Origin of the sequence: Bacillus sp. FSL L8-0152 (genome assembly GCF_038006365.1) — a bacterium.
Classification (GTDB): Bacteria; Bacillota; Bacilli; order Bacillales; family Bacillaceae_G; genus Bacillus_A; species Bacillus_A cereus.
In genome coordinates this window covers 223109-242500 of record NZ_JBBOVB010000001.1, presented here as the reverse complement: position 1 = coordinate 242500, position 19392 = coordinate 223109, and the positions used below count along the sequence as shown (strand labels likewise).

The following is a 19392-nucleotide window of genomic DNA, read 5'->3' as shown; positions in this document are numbered from 1 at the left end:
TACCCTCTTCCTGTAATATGCAAGTGATAATGACACAGTTCATGTTTGATAATTCCGATTAACTCCTCCTTACCATACATTTCGTAATATCGATAATTCAGTTCAACATTGTGACTCTTCAACAAATAACGCCCACCAGTTGTACGCAGCCTACTATTGAACGTTGCTTTATGTAAAAACGGCATTCCGAAGTATTGTAGCGATACTTCTTCCACTAGCCGTTGAATTTCTCCCTCGCCCATTCTCATTCCTCCTAAACAAAAAAATATTTTTACACTTTTCACGCTTCTTATACATATATTAAATAGTACATATACCCATCCTCATTCAAGACGCGTGGTTTCTAAAAACACAACATGAATAGAAATCCACTCACCAACCTCTCATCAATAGCACTTTAGATTTTTGAGAGTAGGATTAAACAAGGAGGGATTCCTATGCCTACGTGGCTAAAAAAACAGATGCAACGTGCATATTTCGAAAAAAACCGGTATCAAATTAAATTGCTAAATGAATGCTGGTTTTATTATAGCAAAATACATCAAAACTCATAATCCATTACACTTTTTATTCTATAAAAAAAGAGCAGTTTCATCTGCTCTCTTCTCTTACTATTCAATCGGCAACATAGATAGTGCAACGCGTCCTTTTTTTGTATCAATATCATCTACCCATACTTTTACAATTTGTCCTACTGATACAACATCTAACGGATGCTTTACAAACTGTTTACTAAGCTTAGAAATATGCACTAAACCATCTTGCTTTACGCCTACATCAACAAAAGCACCAAAATCAACAACGTTACGCACTGTTCCTTCTAGTTCCATACCACGTTTTAAATCTTCTAATTTCAAAATCCCTTTTTTCAGAAGTGGTTTAGGCAACTCATCCCTCATATCTCGTTCTGGGCTAATGAGCGCATCTATAATATCAACTAACGTCGGCTCCCCAACCCCCGTTTCTTGAGACAACTTAGAAATCTCTACTTCTTCCAATCTCTTTTGTAATTGCGGTTGTCCTACGTCATCTATCGATAACCCTAAACTCTTCAATAACAATTCAACATTTTTATATTGTTCGGGATGAATACCTGTTCGATCTAATGGATTCGCTCCTTCTAATATACGCAAGAAACCTATACATTGTTCGTACGTCTTTGCACCTAAACGTGGGATTTTCTTTAATTCCGTGCGCTTTGTGAATTTCCCATCCTCTTCTCTCTTTGCCACAATATTTTTCGCAACAGTTTTCGATAAACCTGAAACATATTGTAACAATGCAACCGAAGCCGTATTTACATTAACCCCAACTTGGTTAACAGCTGTCTCTACTACAAATGTTAATGACTCATTCAATCTCTTTTGAGATACATCATGTTGGTATTGTCCAACCCCAACTGATTTAGGATCAATTTTCACAAGTTCAGCCAGTGGATCTTGCAGACGTCTTCCAATAGAAACGGCACTTCTCTCTTCAACCTGTAAATTCGGGAATTCTTCACGAGCTAAATCAGAAGCTGAATATACACTAGCACCCGCTTCATTTACAATAATATAAAAGACTTCCTGTTTCACACTTTGTAATACATCTACTATAAATTCCTCTGTTTCTCTAGATGCTGTCCCATTACCAATTGCAATCATTTCAACTTGATATTTATCTATAATAGAAAGAACTTTCGTTTTTGCGTCATCATATTTACGAACAGGCGGATGCGGATAAATAACATCAATATGTAGTACTTTCCCCGTATCATCTACTACAGATAATTTACAACCAGTTCTATATGCCGGGTCTACCGCTAGCACGACTTTCCCTTTCATCGGAGGTTGTAATAATAAGTTACGTAAGTTCTCAGAGAAAATATGTATCGCTTGTTCTTCAGCTATTTCTGTTAATTCTTTACGAATTTCTCTTTCGATTGAAGATTGAATTAATCGTTTATAACCATCTTCAATCGCTAATTGTACATAATGCGCACTTTTAGAATCGTTATCACGAATTACTTTCTTATATAAGAAATTTAATATCTCATCTACTGGTGGGACAACAGAAACTCTCAATATATCTTCTTTCTCACCGCGATTCATTGCTAATACACGATGTGGTACTACTTTTTGCAATGGTTCTTCATAACTGTAATACATTTCATATATATTCTTTTCATCTTTTTCTTCACCTTTTACAGACGAAGACATAATACCTTTTCTAAAAGTAATATTTCGAATCCAACTACGATACGTAGCTTCATCTGAAATCATTTCTGCAATAATGTCTTGTGCACCTTGTAAAGCTTCTTCTGCAGATTGCACTTCTTTCTCTGCATTAATAAATTCCACTGCCTTTTTAGCCGGATCTTCTTTCTTATATAACAACAACCATTCAGCTAACGGTTCTAACCCTTTTTCTTTTGCAATCGTTGCTTTCGTTCTTCTTTTCTCTTTATATGGACGATATAAATCTTCTACTTCCTGCAACTTTGTAGCTTTAACAATTTGCTGTCTCAGCTCTCCTGTCAGTTTTCCCTTCTCATCAATAAGACGAATAACTTCTTCCTTCCTATCTTCAAGTTGCATCATATATTGCCATCTCTCTAAAATCGCACGAATTTGCACCTCATCTAAAGAGCCTGTCCATTCTTTTCGGTAACGAGCAATAAATGGAACTGTGTTACCTTCTTCTGTTAATTGAATAACATGACGAACTTGCTTTTCGCTAAAGCCTAATTCTTTCACTAACATTTTCATTAACGCTTGTCGATTATCTACCATTTCCATATACAACCGTAACCTCCTCTATAATAAAAAAAGTTGCCCTTCAAAGAGAGCAACTTAAACTGCCGATTTAAAAATCTATTAGTCCTAAACTAATTTGTAACGCTTCATCTACACGACTCATCATCACTTCATCTAAATGAGTGATTTTGTCCGTTAAGCGTTGCTTATCGATTGTTCGAATCTGCTCAAGTAAAATAACAGAATCTCTCTCAAAACCATACTTTTTCGCATCAATTTCCACATGAGTGGGTAATTTTGCTTTTTGAATCTGTGCAGTAATAGCCGCTACAATCACCGTTGGACTAAAACGATTTCCGATGTCATTTTGAATGACAAGAACCGGACGAACGCCTCCTTGCTCAGAACCAACAACTGGGGAAAGGTCTGCAAAATACACGTCGCCGCGTTTTACAATCAAAATATTACCCCCCGCTAACTAAGCGTTCTACTGTATGAGCTGCTTCATACTCCGCTAAGAAAGCTTCAGATGCAATACCAAGATTAATTTTTCCCATTTCAATATACCCACGTCGCATTGATTCATGTTGGTAGCGTTTCTTCGTCTTATGTTGACGCAATAACAATTGTGTTGCCTGGCAAATTAGTTCATGGCGATTCTTATTCTCTTGTTTTCCAATTCCGTCCAATTCCGTTACCATTTGCTTTGGCAACCGAACCACGATTTCAGTAGTTACACTTGATTCGGACACAAAAATACACCTCCACCGTCAACTACACACCCAAATATATATATGACACCTATTGTAATAATACCATTGTATGGAGCCTGTTGCAAAGACTTCCTTATTCCTTGCTTATGTTTTCCAATTCATAAACAAAACATTCATCTTCTTAAATTTTTTATCTCATAACTAACTAAAAACAATAGAACTCCTCTTCAAAACTTACGTGTAACTTATATAAAAAATGATTATAAGTAAAAAGCTTCTCATCAAAAAGAGCTTATTATCCAGCAATGAACAGTCACTCCAATGACAAGAAGCAATCATACTACCTTCTATATATTGTTCAAGTAATTAATTATCTCTACAACCTTACCATTCCGTATAAATATTCTTGGCACACGGAAACTGATCGTTGCAATAATTTCATAATTAATAGTCCCTGAATATTCCGCAACCTCTGTAGCGCTAATATACTCATCTCCCTGCCTTCCAATAAGCGTAACTTTCGTACCAAGCGGCACTTCACAAGGAAGATGAATCATGAACTGATCCATTGTTACTCGCCCTACAATCGGTACCCTTTTACCATTTATAAGCACTTCAAATCCTTGTAATCTTCTAAGCCATCCATCTGCATAACCAATCGCTACAGTCGCGATCCATTCTTCAGTTTTCGTTCGATAAGTGACGTTATAACTAATTCCATCACCTTTAATCACCTGTTTAATATGAGCTACTTTCGTATGCAGTGATAGCGCCGGTTCTAATTCAAATGGTAAAAAAGGACGTATTTCTACAGAAGGAGATAATCCATACATTGCAATCCCAATTCGCACTGCATTAAATGTAATCCCTTGAAAACGTAACGTGGCAGCACTATTAGCTGTATGGACAAACTTAGGATCCACTCCGAATTCTTTCAACCAACTTAACTGCTCTAAGAACGTGTTATATTGCTTATCAAAATACGAAGTCTCTACCTCATCTGCCGTTGCAAAATGCGTGTATACTCCTTCTAACTCTAAAAACGGTGCACCTTCTAAACTCTTTAAAAATGCTTTCAGTTCTTTTCTTTCACGTATTCCAATTCTCCCCATACCACTATCAAAGTTAATATGGAATTTCATCACAGATGAACCATCCCAAAGTTTAATTGCTTCGTCCACCCATTCTTTTTGAAAAACAGTTAGCGCTACATCATTTTCAGCAGCTACATTTACATCACGCGGCGGCGAGGGACCTAACACTAAAATCGGCACAGTAATACCAGCCCTCCGAAGCACTAAAGCTTCATCTAAAAAAGCCACAGCTAACCTTGTTGCACCCGCTTCTAATGCCGTTTTAGCCACCGGTACATAATCGTGCCCATACGCGTTTGCTTTAACTACAGCAAAAATCTCTACATCACTTGGGATGAACTCTTTAATATGTGTAACGTTGTTATAAATGGCATCTAAATCCACTTCCACCCAAGTGTCACGGTAAAATGGTGCTTCTTCCATAAATACACTTCCTTATACACGATATGCGAAGCTTATTCTTTTATATGCTTCTTTTATGAAATCCACCTTCAAACTAAGAAAAGACGTGGTGCACATATATCACCACGTCTAAGAAGTCTACTTCACCTGCTTCGCTGTAACTGAACGAGCAACCATTAGTAGCTCCTTCGGCTCTAAACCTTTAGACACGAGCATATATTCTACTCCGTTATGCGACCACGTTACAGAGTCTTTCGTCAATGCACCAATCGTAAACCCAAGATCAACTGGTTCTCCACTTACACTTACCGCTGATGAAGCCTCTGCAACTTTTGCCTTTTCTTGTATTAAAGTAAAGGATTTCTTATTTCCAGTGTATGTGAGTATCGCACGCTTGCCACTGTCTGTCTTCAACTCTTTTTCATCTTGCAGAGTCATACCTTGCGGTGTATCAAGTGGATACAAAATAGCAAACGGTTTGTCTTCTTTCGCTGTTGTTTGAACATCTACCTGCGCTCTAGACATATTTTGTTTCGTATCAAATGCACCTTTATCAAATTTCGCATCGAATTTCACCTTAGAGAAATCTACTTTTACAAGAACATTTTGATCATTATCCATTAACTTCACTGAAACTGGAGTCAAATCGCTCTTCTTCAGCGTAATCTCTTGTTTCGGCAACATATTTTGATGTTGATAGTTTGTTTTTGTTTTAAAAATATAATACTTATCTGTTTTCTCGAAAGTAAGGTTTTTCTTATCCTGCAAAATATCTCTTACAAGTGATTCATATAAATAAGCCTGGCTGCTATTTTGCGGCCAATCACTTTGAAAACGGAAGCTCTTATTAAGTGCTGGCGTTAATACAAATACACCTTCTTCATTTCTTAAAATGATTTGGCTCTGATCTTTTTTTGAATTCTTTAAATTCACACGATAAAAAGACGGTTCCTTATGCCAAATCTCTACATTATACTCCTGAGGCTCATTTCCTGTTTTAATAGATAATTTTGCTTCAGCTTGATAACTTTTCATCCCTTTTACTTTCGCTTCTAAATCTCTCACGACATCATCTTGTTTCTTTTCCACACAACCCGCCAACACAAAAACGGTCAATAAACCGACAAGAACTAAAAACAGACGCCTTTTCATCACTTCAGCCCCTTTGCCCCTATAAATGAATGGAAGATGTACCTTCCTTATCGCTACCTCAAATATATGAGACAAAGATATAAAATATGCAGACTAGCGTGACGAGCTTTCTAAAACAACTTGAGCAACAGCAAATTCCTTACTATGACTAATTGATAAATGAACAACATACTCTGTACTTGTAATCAGAATCGGCTTACCTCTTTCATCATTTTTCACTTCAATATCTAAAAAGCTCACTTCTTTCCCGATACCAGTACCTACAGCTTTTGAATACGCCTCTTTCGCTGCAAACCTTCCAGCTACAAACTCTGTAAGACGACTTCCTTTCAGCTCCATAGCAACATTACGTTCATTTTCTGTTAAAATACGTTCCATAAATTTAAGCTTTCCATCTAGCATTTTTTCAATACGATTTAATTCAATAATATCGATTCCAATCCCTATAATCATTTCAAAATCCCCTTCTTCTATTTAACTTTCTTCTTTCATATTGATAAGAATAACAGAGAATCTTTCTGATGCAAAAGGGGTGATAGTAACCGTATGCTAATAAGATCTACTCAGATTTCTTTACAACCGACTATTCTCACCTTACTTTTTATTCACTTAGTCATGATGATATTAGGCGACTTTTTCCTCTTCCCACTGGCAGCCTCTAATGAATATATCGCTAAAGGAGAATGGTGGCGTGTCATAACTTCCCTTCTGGTACACGTAGACTTACAACATTTTCTTTCTAATAGTATTTTTTTGTTTGCACTTGGTTCTTCTATCGAAAAGCAACTCGGACACTTTTCTTTTTTTATTCTATTTTTTCTTTCTGGAATTTCCGGAAATATTTCTTCTTATATTATTATGCCTCCTGAATATATTCACGCAGGTGCATCAGGTGGTATTTTCGGACTATTAGGCGCACAATTATTTTTATTGTACAATCGATACCGCTCTTCAAAACCAAAAGAAATTGCCATTTTCTCAATTGTGATACTTCTATTACTGCTATTTACTTTCTTTAATCCTTCCGCCAATCCGATCAGTCATTTAACAGGTTTAATAACCGGCGGCATTTTAACTCCCTTTCTAACAAAAAAAAACGATGGTGCAAAGCTTATTTAATATAAAAGCTTGCACCATCGATAATTTCTACATCTACCTGTTCGTTTAAATCCCTCATTAATTGAAATAAAGACTCATCCTTCATCTTCGCCTCAATCATACAATCAATTTGCGGAACACTTCCCTTTATCCTTCTTAAAAAAGATAAAAATGCGTCTACATTAATATAATCTGCATGAGCTCTTGGATCTTTTCCCTCTCTAGGGCTAGAGATATGCATTTTAACCGGTAACAAAGATGTTTCCCACGTATGAACAACACGTGCCCAATCTTCATACCAATCTTCTTGCTCATTATTCATCATATGGTGATGCAAATCAAACACGACGGGAATATCTAATTTTTCTCCTAAATATAATGTTTCCTCTAACGTAAAAGTTGTATCATCATTTTCTAATATAATCATTTCTTGAATACCCCTTGGGACATTAGACCAATTCTCTATAAAACGCTCTAATGCAAGTTCTTTATCTTTATACCCTCCTCCAACATGTAGTACACATCGTTGCTTATGTTCAATCCCCATGCCTTTTAATAATTTTTTGTGCATCTGCAATGTCTTTACAGATTGTTTAAAAACACTCTCCTCAGGTGAATTTAGTACAACAAAATGATCTGGATGGAAATCAATTCGCATATTCATATGAATTGCATATTCACCTAATTCTTTCAATTTTTCTTTTAAAGGACGAATATAGTTCCACTCTAGCAATTCCTCATGATTCGCTAAAGGAATGAGCTTAGAACTAAGCCGAAAGAAAGATATGTCATGTCCCTTATTATGCTTTAATAAACGTAAACAATTTTCCAAATTGGAATTAGCAATTCTTTCAAGTTTACGAATTGCAGCATCACGATCATCTATTTTCTGAAACTGTGCGTACGTCATCGTTTGAGATGGGGATGCATTCTTCAAATGCACACTCATCGCAACGTAACCAAGCCTTACAAGCATATAACAGCCCCTTTTCTATCATAACTACTATGTAGTATGCACAATTACAGAAATAAAAAAAGAGAATGCCAACAAAGGGCATTCTCTTTTTTATTAAGCTTGTGGACGGCTATGATGTTTTCTTTCGCCGCGTCCATTTGAAGATCCTGGGCGACCTTGACCTTCACCTCTACGACCACGACTGCCACCATCACGATTACGATCACGGTTTCCATCACGATTGCGATCACGGTTTCCGTCACGATTACGTCCATCACGGTTACGACCATCGCCACCGCCACGTCCGTCACGACTACGATTACGGTTACCATCACGGTATCCGCCTCCGTTACCGCCACGTTTTTTAGAACCGCCACCTCTTGAAACAACTGGTGGTTCTGATGTTAAAGCGATCGGAGTTGTATCCGGCTCTTTAGTCATCATTTTTAAAGCAGCAGCTACTACTGTTACAGAGTCATTCTCTTCTAACATTTCTTCTGCAATACGCTTGTAGTATGATAAGTTCTCATTTTGGATTGTGCTTTGAAGTTTTTCAGCGATTAAACGTTGTTGACCTTCTAATGCCTCATCAAGTGTCGGTGCTTCCATACGATCAACTTTACGCTTTGTTGTACGCTCGATATTTTTTAATTGTCCTGATTCACGTGGTGTTACAAATAACATTGCAATACCTTTTTTACCTGCACGGCCAGTACGACCGATACGGTGAACGTATGATTCTGGATCTTGTGGGATATCGAAGTTGTATACGTGTGTTACGCCTGAAATATCAAGACCACGTGCAGCAACGTCTGTTGCAACAAGAACTTCAATAGCACCTTCTTTAAATTTACGTAATACAGACATACGTTTCGCCTGTGTTAAGTCACCATGAATACCTTCTGCTGCATAACCACGTAAGTTTAATGCTTCTGATAATTCATCAACACGACGCTTTGTACGACCGAATACGATCGCAAGCTCTGGAGATTGAATATCTAGTAAGCGTGTTAACACGTCAAACTTTTTCTTTTCTTGCACTTCTAAATAGAACTGCTGAATGTTTGGCATTGTTACTTCTTTTGCTTTTACTTTAATGTGTTGAGGCTCAGTCATGAAACGCTCAGCAATACGACGGATTGGATCTGGCATTGTCGCTGAGAATAATAATGTTTGATGTGTTTCTGGCACATCTGTTAAAATCGCTTCAATATCTTCAATGAAGCCCATGTTTAACATTTCATCCGCTTCATCAAGAACAACAGTCTCTACGTTTTGTAAGCGAAGTGTTTTACGGTTAATATGATCTAAAATACGACCCGGCGTACCAACAATAATGTGTGGGTGTTTTTTTAGAGCACGAATTTGGCGGTTAATATCTTGACCACCATAAATTGGTAGAATACGAACACGTTTATGTTTACCAATTTTGTATAGCTCTTCTCCAACTTGAATTGCTAATTCACGCGTTGGCGCGATAACAATACCTTGAACTGCTTCTTTATTTGTATCCACTTTATCTAATAGTGGTAATCCGAATGCTGCTGTTTTCCCTGTACCTGTTTGCGCTTGCCCAATAATATCCTTACCTTGCAATGCATGTGGAATTGTTTCAGCTTGAATCGGCGTAGCCTCTTCAAAGCCCATACTTTCAACCGATTGCAGTAAAGACTCACTTAATCCTAATTCTCGAAATGTTGTCAATGTTACTTCTCCTTTTCTATCCTATACTTATCATTTAAAAAAAGGCGTTTTCCGAATTTGCGGAAAAGCCCTTTTCCTGAATGCTCACGTATATAACCGGGCGTATATTCTTCACGAAAATACTTCTAAACGTTATTACACTTTATCAATTATAAGTTTTGTATGTGTAAAAAGCAAACCCAACTGTTACCTTATTTTATATTCAGGGCCTTTTTCTTTACTTTTATTTTTTTATCATTTACTGTAAGCGCTTATTATAAGTTTCTTCTATTTTCGTGACTATCATCCCTATTTATATACACCAATTATTTCAACATCGTAATTACTTCTTCTAATTTCATACCGCGAGATGCTTTTATTAATACAACATCTTTCGCATCGACTACTGCTTGTAAATCTCTTACTAACTCTTCTTTATTATCATACGCCTTTACACGTTCATTAGGGAAATTAATTTTTGCTCCTTCAGCAATTTGAGCTCCTAATCTACCGTATGTGAATACATGTGAGATTTTTGCTGGATCGATTAATTTACCTACCTCATAATGGAACTGCACTTCTTGATTTCCAAGTTCTAACATATCACCAAGCACAACGATTTTTTTAGTAAACCCATCTAAACCATTCATTAAATGGAATGCTGCCTCCATAGCCGTCGGACTTGCATTATAAGCATCGTTGATAATTGTTAATCCACTATCCGTTTTTACAATCTCCATACGCATGCCCGTCATTTGAAGTGTTACTAAACCTTGTTTCATTTCTTCCCACGTCACACCAAAATGTGTCGCAATTGCCATTGAAGCAAGTGTATTGTACACATTATGTTTTCCTAACACCGGTAGGTAGAATGAAATATTTTCATCTCTATTCATTTTAAAATGTGTCCCAGTTGCCTGTAATGTTACAGTTGTTGGATAGTAATCGTTGGCTCTTGCATCACCAAACGTAACTGTTTCCGCTGCTAAATTCATTTCAGGAACACGATTCGTTAATAACGGCTCATCTCCATTATATACGAACACGCCACCTTCTTGTAACCCTGTAACAATTTCTAATTTCGCTTCAGCAATGGCCTCACGAGATCCTAAATCCATTAAATGTGCTTCACCAATATTCGTAATGATAGCTGCATTAGGACGAGCTAACTTAGATAAAAATTCAATCTCTCCTCGGCTTGACATACCCATTTCTAATACAGCTACTTCTGTATTTTCTTCTAAGTTTAAAATAGTGAGAGGTAACCCAATATGGTTATTGAAATTTCCTTCTGTTTTTTGAACTTTGAACTTAGTCGCGAGAATACTTGTCACAATATCTTTCGTGGATGTTTTACCGTTACTACCTGTCACACCAACAACTTTAACATCCAATTGATCGCGATAGTTTTTCGCTAACATTTGCAGTGCAGATAGCGTATCTTCTACAAAAATAACCGGAAGATTCTCGGGTGGATTTGCTACATCTTTCATCCACAATGTAGCTACAGCTCCATTTTCAACTGCTTTATCTACAAAAGCATGTCCATCGAAACGCTCCCCTTGAATCGGAACATATAAGTTTCCTTTTTCAATTTTTCTCGTATCAATAGACACGCCTTGAATAATAGTTCCCTCATATTGCTCTGCTAATCCAGTACCATTTACCATCTGTTCTACTTGCTTTAACATTCGCTTTATCATATAGAAACGCTCCTTACATAGAGGAAGCACTATTCCTACGAATAGTGCTTCCTCCTTTTTTTGTTAGATTGTATATTTAATTTTTTGTTTTTCTTCGTGACGTTCAATCGCTAAACGAATTAACTCTTCGATTAACTCTGGATACGGTAACCCAGTATGTTGCCATAATAGAGGGAACATACTAAACGGTGTAAATCCTGGCATAGTGTTTACTTCGTTAATATACACTTCTCCGTCTTTCGTTAAGAAGAAATCAGCTCGCGTTAAGCCTGCACCATCTAATGATTGGAACGCAATAATTGCATCACGCTTAATCACATCAGATTCTTCTTCTGTCATTTCAGCTGGAATAATTAACGCCGTATCACCATCGATATATTTCGACTTATAATCATAGAAGTCCTTTTTCGGAACGATTTCACCTACAACTGAACATTTCGGCTCATCATTACCTAGTACCCCAACTTCTACTTCACGACCTACAATATTTTCTTCTACAATAATTTTGCGATCAAATTGGAATGCCTCTACAAATGCATTCTCAAGTTCTTCACGATTTTTACACTTATTAATACCAACACTTGAACCAAGGTTTGCTGGTTTTACGAAACAAGGATATCCTAACTTATCTTCTACTTTAGAATAAGCTTCCTGACGATCTTTTTCCCATGCACTGCGAATGAAAGACGCATATTTTGCTTGTTTTAAACCAGCCTCTGCAAAGATGTTTTTCATAACAACTTTATCCATACCAGCAGATGATGCTAGAACACCATTTCCTACATAAGGAATATTCATCAATTCTAATAATCCTTGAACCGTTCCATCTTCACCGTTTGGTCCATGTAGTAATGGGAAAATAACGTCAATAGCGTTTTCCTCAGAAGCTGCAGATGGAATAATCTCTGTACTTAATGATAACGGAGAAATCGCATTTTCTGCACTACTCATTTTTAAAGCTTCAACATCTGTTACTTCACCTTCAATACGCTCACCACGTACCCATTGACCTTGTTCTGTAATATAAATTGGATGAATCTCGAATTTATCTTGATTTAACGCTTTAATAGCAGCAAGAGCCGTCTGTAACGAAACTTGATGCTCAGCTGATTTTCCACCATATAATAAACCTAATTTAATTTTTGTCACTGAAATCACCCTAACCAATTGTTTTCATTTTTCTATTTTAGCACTTTTTATAAAAATAGGTAGTTCCTATTTGAAATAAAATGTAACTTCCACAAATAATTAAATGACAATACTTATTGGTTTTCTACACTTTTTCTATTCCACTACTATACAAAGGTGAATTTTAAAATGAAATGGTAATCCTATCTAGTTATGTACCTAAAATATGTAGAAATCCCCTTTTTTGTGTATGTCACCTATTTACTAAGAAGATTGTTTGGTTAGTGTATCTTTTTGCCTTTGCTCAACAAGGCGATCTAAAGAAATATATACAATACCTGCAACTACACATCCTACAGCTAAAATTGTAAATAGCAAGTGGCCAAGTAATCGATCTAATAAAAAACCTCCCAAAAGTGGACCAAATGCGCTTCCTGTAATCCACTGCAAACTTGCAGCGCCCATATAAGTCCCTCTCAAATGCTCAGGGGCCAAGTTTGCTACAAATGTCATCTGTACAGGCGACATAATCATCTCACCTAACGTATATATAGCATAAACGAACAGTAGTGTTATTAAAATAACTGTAGCATTTGTATTAAACTCTCCAAACCACTTCGGTAACCACCCTATAAAAAACAATCCAATCCCGAACAAACATGCACCATATAACATCGTCTTCCCGACTGGTTTATCCGTAGCCCATTTTGAAATTTGAAATTGGAATAAAACAACTAATAGTCCGTTTAACGCCATTAAATATGGATATGGATTATTCGCTCCAAAAATACGCTTCATTTCGTTATCAAAATGTAGTGGCAACATGCCTTCTGTTTGAGAAAACCCCATCGAAATGATAATACCTGCTAATAAGTAAATCATTAATGCCTTATCTCGCATGACAATTTTCCAAACTGCCCCAGATTCCTTTTCTTTATGTTCTTCCTTATCTGTCCTCTTTGGCATCGTCTCTTGAATAAGAAGCAATACAAGTAACGCATAAAATAGCATTGTAGAAGAGGCAATAATAAACACAAGATTCTTTGACAACACAACTACTGATGCTCCCATTATCGGACCAATCGCAGCACCTATATTGTGACCCATTCGTAATAAACCATATGCCTCTGTTCTTTTTTCTGGTGCCGTTACATCTGCGACCATAGCTGATGCAGCTGGATGAAATAAAGAATTACTCAATCCTAAAAAAATAGATAAAATTGCATATGGAATAAATCCTTCTATAAATAGAAAACCGAGCATTAATAATGCATTACTTGCCATAGAAAATATCATAATCGGCTTTCTTCCATATATGTCAGCAATTCTCCCTCCTATAAGTGAACCAAAGCTTGCAGCAATTGGAGAAAGCGCCATAATAACCCCAACTTCCAACAACGAATCTACCTTATCTTTTAAATATAATGCAAAAAAAGGCATTAACATCATCATTGCAATTCCATTTAACGTCTCTCCAATAAATCGAATCCATACGTTACGGTCCATCTCCCTTAACTCACGCCACGTATTTTTCATCATTTCACTCCTTTAGTTAGCCAACAATTATCTTATAACAAGTTCAGAAAAATGTAAATTTTCAAATAAAAAAATCCATTCTAATAGAATTAGAATGGATTTTTTTCGCTTATAAATTCGCAACATCTTCTTCTTTTTTACTATTATTTAAAGCACTATGTTTTCGGCTATATAAGAAGTAAACCGCTATACCAATAACCATCCATATCCCAAAACTAATCCATGCTGTCCCCGATAATTGAAGCATTAAGTATAAACAGAAAATCACTGTTAACGCTGGTAAAAATGGTACAAGCGGAGCCTTAAATGCCCTTGGTAAGTCTGGATGGGTTCTTCTCATTACAATTACCGCAACAGCTACGAGTGCAAATGCTGACAATGTCCCCATGTTTACAAGATGTGCTAAAACATTTAAATCTATTAATCCTGAAATCAGTGCCGCAATAATTCCCGTTGTCCATGTATTTAAAAATGGCGTTTTAAATTTCGGATGAACTTTAGCAAGACGCTTCGGTAATAAACCATCTCGGCTCATCGCATAAGAAACACGAACTTGCCCATACATCATAACTAGCATTACTGTTGTAATCCCTGTAATTGCTCCTACTGAAATTACCCCCGCTAAGCCATCTTGTCCAATAAATTGCAGTGCAAAAGCAACTGGATCTGATATATTTAGCTGGCCGTATGGAACAATTCCTGTCAAAATAAGCGAAACAACGATATAAAGAACTGTACAAATTAATAACGATGCAATAATACCAATTGGTAAATCACGTTGCGGACGTTTCACTTCTTCTGCCGCTGTTGAAACTGCATCAAATCCTATAAATGCAAAGAATACTGTGGCCGCTCCAGCCATTACACCATCTAAACCAAATGGCATAAAAGGCGTCCAGTTTTCAGGTTTCACATAATTAAAACCAGCAAAAATAAAAATAAGAACAACTGCTATTTTAATAAATACCATAATGTTATTTACTCGTGCACTTTCACGAACACCTCTAGATAAAAGAACTGTCATCACTAAAATAATTAGAACTGCAGGTAGATCAATTATTCCACCCTTTCCTGTACCAGGAGCCGAGGAGAGAATAGTCGGAATGTGGATTCCAAACCCCTTTAATAAAGATTGAAAATATGCAGACCAACCGTTTGCTACAGCAGATGTAGCAAGTAAATATTCAAGCATTAAGTCCCAGCCAATTAAAAATGCGAATACTTCCCCCATCGTCGCGTATGTATACGTATACACACTGCCCGAGACAGGAACTGAAGAAGCAAATTCAGCATAACAAAATGCAGCAAAGGCACAAGCTAGCGCGGCAATCGCAAATGATAATATAATAGCTGGCCCAGAATGTTTCGCTGCCACAACACCCGTTAGAACAAAAATACCAGTTCCAACAATTGCTCCGATTCCAAGCATAGTTAGATCTAGCGCGCCCAATGTTCTCGCTAACGTTTTTTGCTTACTTTCTTGCATTAACTTTGCAATTGGCTTCTTTTGAAAAATTTGCTTCATCTTTCACTCCTCCAAGTTTTAAATTTTCTGAAAATTTTTAATTCGCTTTTTTATTTTACTCATTACGCTTTTCCTAGTCAATACTTTTGTCGAAACAAGTAGAAATTCTTCTGAATATGCACTATCCTTATCATTCTTTCTATATATCTTTCGACAACTCTTTTTGGTATTATTATACATGTCGATTCCACAAAAAAGGCATGCTCCCTTATTGAGAGCATGCCTTTTTTTACTTATTTCACAGTATATGAACCTTGTTCAATCCAGCTATACATATACTTTTCATCTTCTGTTTCATGTGCTTGTTTTACAATACGAAGCGGACGGAATGTGTCTATCATAACAGCTAATTCAAGTGTCTCTTTCTTCCCTATACTTGCCTCTGTTTTCCCCGGATGCGGCCCATGGGGAATCCCGCTCGGATGAAGTGTAATAGAACCTTCTTCCACACCTTTGCGACTCATAAAGTTTCCTTCTACATAGTAAAGAACTTCATCACTATTAACATTACTATGATAATATGGTGCCGGAATTGACTCTGGATGATAATCGTATAAACGTGGTACGAAAGAGCAAATAACAAAATTATGCCCTTCAAATGTTTGATGTACTGGCGGTGGCTGATGAATGCGCCCTGTAATTGGTTCAAAATCCTCTACATTAAATACCCACGGATATAAATAGCCATCCCATCCAACAACATCTAACGGGTGGTGTCCTAAAACATGTTTATGCATATAGCCTCTTGATTTTGTCATTACGACAAACTCGCCTTTTTCATCATAGGTCTCTAATTTTTCTGGACCACGAAGATCTCTTTCACAAAACGGACTATGCTCTAACAATTGTCCGTATTCATTTCGATAACGACGCGGCGTTGTAATTTGGCTATTCGCCTCTACAACAAGAAACTTAGTCTCTCCTTCATCTGGAATAACACGATAAATCGTTCCAATTGGGATCGTTACATAGTCGCCTTTTCTATAGTGAATCGTTCCAAACATCGTTTCAATTTTCCCTGTTCCATAATGAACAAATAACATTTCGTCGCCATCACCATTACGATAGAAATAATCCATTTTTTCTGTTGGGCTCACTACTCCAATTAACAAATCTTCATTTCCAAGTATGAAATTTCGTCCACTTATTGCATCACCACTTTTTTTATTTTCTTTCGTTCGGAAGTGGCGATGAGAAAGAGCAACATCCTCTTCATACTGCAACTGACAAGAATGCGATAATGCAGAATGACCTACTTCTGTTGGCATATAGTGATGATACAAAATAGACTGCGTACCAGAAAATCCTTTCGTTCCCATTACCTGTTCACGATAAAGCGATCCATCTTTTTTACGAAATTGTACATGTCGTTTATGAGGTAGTTCTCCCATGTGACGATAAAACATGCCCATCACCCGCTTCCTTTTCTTTTTTGATCGTATTACGTAGTGTACCTAAACCAGTAATCGACAGCTCTACAACATCTCCATCTTGTAGCCACTCTTCTGTACCAAGTTCTAAAATACAGCCTGTTCCTACTGTCCCAGAACCAATCACATCTCCTGGATATAACGTCACGTCCTCTGAAGCACGTTCAATCATTTCAGCAAATGTATAGTAAATATCTTGGAAGTTTCCCTTTGATAATAGTTTTCCATTTACATGAGCAGTCATTTCTAAATCATATCGATCACCATTACGATAAACATTTAATTCCTCTTTCGTAACAAGATGTGCTCCTAACGAAGTTGCAAAGTCCTTTCCTTTCGCAGGACCGAGACCTACTTTCATTTCTGTTGCTTGTAAGTCTCTCGCACTCCAGTCGTTCATAATACAATAACCAAAAATATATTCCTCTGCTTGCTCACGAGAAATATTTCGCCCTTCTCTTCCTATTACGCAAGCAATCTCCAACTCGTAATCAAGCTTTTTAGACTTTTTCGGACCAATTACAAAATCACCGGAACCAATTACAGCACGATGATTAGTAAAATAAAAAACCGGAATATCATACCATTCAGGCACAACATCTAGTCCTCTTCGTCCACGAGCTGTTTTTACATGTTGTTCAAATGCGTAAAAATCTCGAATACTACTCGGATTAGGAAGAGCAGCTGTCAATTGTACTTCTTCTAAAGCATATATACCCTTATTTGGATTCTTAATATTCCGCACTACTTCTACATACTCATCCGTTTTCTCTAAAAAAGCCATTATAGAAGAAGGGATTTTCCCTTCACTAGCAAGATTCATATCTATTACTTTGTCACCTTCAAGCCATCCAGCCCGTATTTCTTTTGAAGGAAGACGAAATGTAACAAATTTCATCCTGATTCCTCCTTATAAAAATGAAATTTCCACCAGCAAAGGGACTTTTGCTGGTGGATATAAATCTTATAAGTTTCCGCGACGCTCTTGTTCTCTTTCAATTGATTCGAATAACGCTTTAAAGTTTCCTTCACCAAATCCACGAGAACCTTTACGTTGAATGATTTCAATAAATAAAGTCGGGCGATCTACAATTGGTTTCGTAAAGATTTGTAGTAAGTAACCTTCATCATCACGATCTACTAAGATCTTTAATTCTTTTAATTTATCAATTTCTTCATCGATTTTTCCAACTCGTGCAGTTAACTCATCATAATAAGTATCAGGTGTATCTAAAAACTCCACCCCATTTGCACGAAGCGCTTCAACCGTTTTAACAATATCACTTGTTAATAAAGCAAGATGCTGTACACCAGCTCCATTATAGAATTCTAGATACTCTTGAATTTGTGACTTTCTCTTTCCGTCTGCTGGTTCGTTAATAGGAAACTTAATACGGCTTCCATTTGTCATAACTTTCGACATTAAAGCCGAATACTCTGTACTAATATCATCATCATCAAAATGAATCATTTGTTTAAAGCCCATGACATTCTCGTAATAACTAACCCACTCTTCCATTTTTTCAACATTACCAACTACATGATCGACAGCAATTAAGCCAGACTCTTCAAATGGAATATTAAACTCTACCTTTTGGAATCCTGGCATAAATGCCCCTTTATAATTTTTACGCTCTACAAGCGTATGAATTGTATCACCATACGTACCAATAACTGCTTTTTTCAATGTACCGTCCTCATCTGTTAATTCCTCTGGTGGAGCAATTGCGACGGCACCACGTTTCACTGCTTCTGAGTATGCTTTATCAACATCATCAACAAGTAGTGCCACATCCTTCACGCCATCACCATGAGTCTTTACAAACTCTGCAATACGATTTTCACTACTTAAAGCTCCAGACACAACAAAACGCATATTTTTTTGCACAAGAACATAAGATACCTTTTCACGGTTTCCAGTTTCTAATCCAGAGTAAGCCACAATTTTGAATCCGAATGCTCTCGCAAGATAATAACTCGATTGCTTTGCATTCCCTACGTAAAATTCTAAATGATCTACATCACGTACTGGAAAAAAGTCCTCCATTTGTGCAGCTAGCGTATCCATAGATTTTTGTTTCATAATATCTTCATCCCCCTGTAAATAGATTAAATGGTCCATACTTAAAACCAACCGAAAACGCTTCCAACATAAATAAATAGAAATTAGTTAGCAAGCTAACAAATTCTGACCTTTAAAATTTTCTATCTTTTCTGTCAAATTCCTCTTTTTTT

The 19392-nt window shown here is 36.8% G+C and carries 18 protein-coding genes (1 of these 18 running past the window's edge); 2 read left to right on the top strand and 16 right to left on the bottom strand.

Features of this window, described 5'->3' with window-relative positions:
• Window positions 1-242, bottom strand: partial view of a SprT family protein gene (locus tag MHH27_RS01375; protein WP_000503730.1) — the 5' portion only. The gene continues 217 nt to the left of window position 1, outside the view; only the first 242 of its 459 coding nucleotides appear in the window; its start codon is at window positions 240-242; its stop codon lies off the left edge, out of view.
• A 195-nt stretch (window positions 243-437) separates the two neighbouring features.
• Here MHH27_RS01375 and cmpA point away from each other — a divergent pair, with 195 nt between their 5' ends.
• Window positions 438-554 (top strand): cortex morphogenetic protein CmpA, encoded by a 117-nt coding sequence (gene cmpA, locus MHH27_RS01370; RefSeq protein WP_001143640.1) that lies wholly within the window; start codon window positions 438-440, stop codon window positions 552-554.
• Window positions 555-611: 57 nt separating this feature from the next.
• Here the strand turns inward: cmpA and MHH27_RS01365 are convergent, their stop codons facing one another.
• From MHH27_RS01365 to acpS, 6 genes are all read right to left on the bottom strand, one after another.
• Window positions 612-2780 carry a Tex family protein gene (locus MHH27_RS01365; protein WP_139213355.1) on the bottom strand — a complete coding sequence of 723 codons (2169 nt, stop codon included), beginning with the start codon at window positions 2778-2780 and terminating at the stop codon, window positions 612-614.
• Window positions 2781-2847: 67 nt separating this feature from the next.
• Complete coding sequence (gene ndoA, locus MHH27_RS01360) at window positions 2848-3198, bottom strand: type II toxin-antitoxin system endoribonuclease NdoA (protein ID WP_000635965.1); 351 nt, start codon at window positions 3196-3198, stop codon at window positions 2848-2850.
• A 4-nt stretch (window positions 3199-3202) separates the two neighbouring features.
• The gene (locus tag MHH27_RS01355; RefSeq protein WP_000004570.1) at window positions 3203-3490 is read right to left on the bottom strand and encodes an antitoxin EndoAI; all 288 of its coding nucleotides are present in this window, start codon (window positions 3488-3490) and stop codon (window positions 3203-3205) included.
• 308 nt (window positions 3491-3798) lie between these two features.
• A complete protein-coding gene (alr, locus tag MHH27_RS01350; protein WP_000390593.1) occupies window positions 3799-4968 on the bottom strand; it encodes an alanine racemase in 1170 nt (389 codons plus the stop codon).
• 117 nt (window positions 4969-5085) lie between these two features.
• Window positions 5086-6036 carry a LolA family protein gene (locus MHH27_RS01345; RefSeq protein ID WP_139213356.1) on the bottom strand — a complete coding sequence of 317 codons (951 nt, stop codon included), beginning with the start codon at window positions 6034-6036 and terminating at the stop codon, window positions 5086-5088.
• A 156-nt stretch (window positions 6037-6192) separates the two neighbouring features.
• On the bottom strand, window positions 6193-6552 hold the full coding sequence (acpS, locus tag MHH27_RS01340) for a holo-ACP synthase (protein ID WP_000583418.1): 360 nt from the start codon (window positions 6550-6552) through the stop codon (window positions 6193-6195).
• Window positions 6553-6645: 93 nt separating this feature from the next.
• On the opposite strand from acpS, the gene MHH27_RS01335 reads away from it, so the two are divergent.
• Entirely contained in the window at window positions 6646-7218 is a 573-nt protein-coding gene (locus MHH27_RS01335) for a rhomboid family intramembrane serine protease (RefSeq protein ID WP_000908526.1), read from the top strand.
• Here the strand turns inward: MHH27_RS01335 and uvsE are convergent.
• From uvsE to hppD, 9 genes are all read right to left on the bottom strand, one after another.
• On the bottom strand, window positions 7211-8173 hold the full coding sequence (gene uvsE, locus MHH27_RS01330) for a UV DNA damage repair endonuclease UvsE (RefSeq protein ID WP_000961144.1): 963 nt from the start codon (window positions 8171-8173) through the stop codon (window positions 7211-7213). The genes MHH27_RS01335 and uvsE overlap by 8 nt on opposite strands.
• Before the next feature lie 93 nt (window positions 8174-8266).
• Entirely contained in the window at window positions 8267-9856 is a 1590-nt protein-coding gene (locus MHH27_RS01325; RefSeq protein WP_000206602.1) for a DEAD/DEAH box helicase, read from the bottom strand.
• Window positions 9857-10161: 305 nt separating this feature from the next.
• The gene (gene murF / locus MHH27_RS01320; RefSeq protein WP_000595969.1) at window positions 10162-11538 is read right to left on the bottom strand and encodes a UDP-N-acetylmuramoyl-tripeptide--D-alanyl-D-alanine ligase; all 1377 of its coding nucleotides are present in this window, start codon (window positions 11536-11538) and stop codon (window positions 10162-10164) included.
• Window positions 11539-11601: 63 nt separating this feature from the next.
• The gene (locus MHH27_RS01315; RefSeq protein ID WP_000161433.1) at window positions 11602-12687 is read right to left on the bottom strand and encodes a D-alanine--D-alanine ligase; all 1086 of its coding nucleotides are present in this window, start codon (window positions 12685-12687) and stop codon (window positions 11602-11604) included.
• 243 nt (window positions 12688-12930) lie between these two features.
• On the bottom strand, window positions 12931-14202 hold the full coding sequence (locus tag MHH27_RS01310; protein ID WP_000799720.1) for an MDR family MFS transporter: 1272 nt from the start codon (window positions 14200-14202) through the stop codon (window positions 12931-12933).
• 109 nt (window positions 14203-14311) lie between these two features.
• On the bottom strand, window positions 14312-15727 hold the full coding sequence (locus MHH27_RS01305; RefSeq protein ID WP_000809361.1) for an amino acid permease: 1416 nt from the start codon (window positions 15725-15727) through the stop codon (window positions 14312-14314).
• 233 nt (window positions 15728-15960) lie between these two features.
• Complete coding sequence (locus MHH27_RS01300; protein ID WP_014481934.1) at window positions 15961-17133, bottom strand: homogentisate 1,2-dioxygenase; 1173 nt, start codon at window positions 17131-17133, stop codon at window positions 15961-15963.
• The gene (locus tag MHH27_RS01295; protein ID WP_340941414.1) at window positions 17099-18055 is read right to left on the bottom strand and encodes a fumarylacetoacetate hydrolase family protein; all 957 of its coding nucleotides are present in this window, start codon (window positions 18053-18055) and stop codon (window positions 17099-17101) included. Before MHH27_RS01295 ends, MHH27_RS01300 begins: the two co-directional genes overlap by 35 nt.
• A gap of 66 nt (window positions 18056-18121) precedes the next feature.
• Complete coding sequence (hppD, locus tag MHH27_RS01290; RefSeq protein WP_000810920.1) at window positions 18122-19240, bottom strand: 4-hydroxyphenylpyruvate dioxygenase; 1119 nt, start codon at window positions 19238-19240, stop codon at window positions 18122-18124.
• Window positions 19241-19392 lie beyond the last annotated feature (152 nt).

What these genes read in the sequence shown, in the direction of transcription:
- MHH27_RS01295 (WP_340941414.1), bottom strand. Translation starts at nt 18,055, where the DNA reads ATGAAATTTGTTACATTTCGTCTTCCTTCAAAAGAAATACGGGCTGGA.
- cmpA (WP_001143640.1), top strand. Translation starts at nt 438, where the DNA reads ATGCCTACGTGGCTAAAAAAACAGATGCAACGTGCATATTTCGAAAAA.
- uvsE (WP_000961144.1), bottom strand. Translation starts at nt 8,173, where the DNA reads ATGCTTGTAAGGCTTGGTTACGTTGCGATGAGTGTGCATTTGAAGAAT.
- MHH27_RS01365 (WP_139213355.1), bottom strand. Translation starts at nt 2,780, where the DNA reads ATGGAAATGGTAGATAATCGACAAGCGTTAATGAAAATGTTAGTGAAA.
- MHH27_RS01300 (WP_014481934.1), bottom strand. Translation starts at nt 17,133, where the DNA reads ATGTTTTATCGTCACATGGGAGAACTACCTCATAAACGACATGTACAA.
- acpS (WP_000583418.1), bottom strand. Translation starts at nt 6,552, where the DNA reads ATGATTATAGGGATTGGAATCGATATTATTGAATTAAATCGTATTGAA.
- alr (WP_000390593.1), bottom strand. Translation starts at nt 4,968, where the DNA reads ATGGAAGAAGCACCATTTTACCGTGACACTTGGGTGGAAGTGGATTTA.
- MHH27_RS01310 (WP_000799720.1), bottom strand. Translation starts at nt 14,202, where the DNA reads ATGAAAAATACGTGGCGTGAGTTAAGGGAGATGGACCGTAACGTATGG.
- murF (WP_000595969.1), bottom strand. Translation starts at nt 11,538, where the DNA reads ATGATAAAGCGAATGTTAAAGCAAGTAGAACAGATGGTAAATGGTACT.
- MHH27_RS01305 (WP_000809361.1), bottom strand. Translation starts at nt 15,727, where the DNA reads ATGAAGCAAATTTTTCAAAAGAAGCCAATTGCAAAGTTAATGCAAGAA.
- MHH27_RS01335 (WP_000908526.1), top strand. Translation starts at nt 6,646, where the DNA reads ATGCTAATAAGATCTACTCAGATTTCTTTACAACCGACTATTCTCACC.
- hppD (WP_000810920.1), bottom strand. Translation starts at nt 19,240, where the DNA reads ATGAAACAAAAATCTATGGATACGCTAGCTGCACAAATGGAGGACTTT.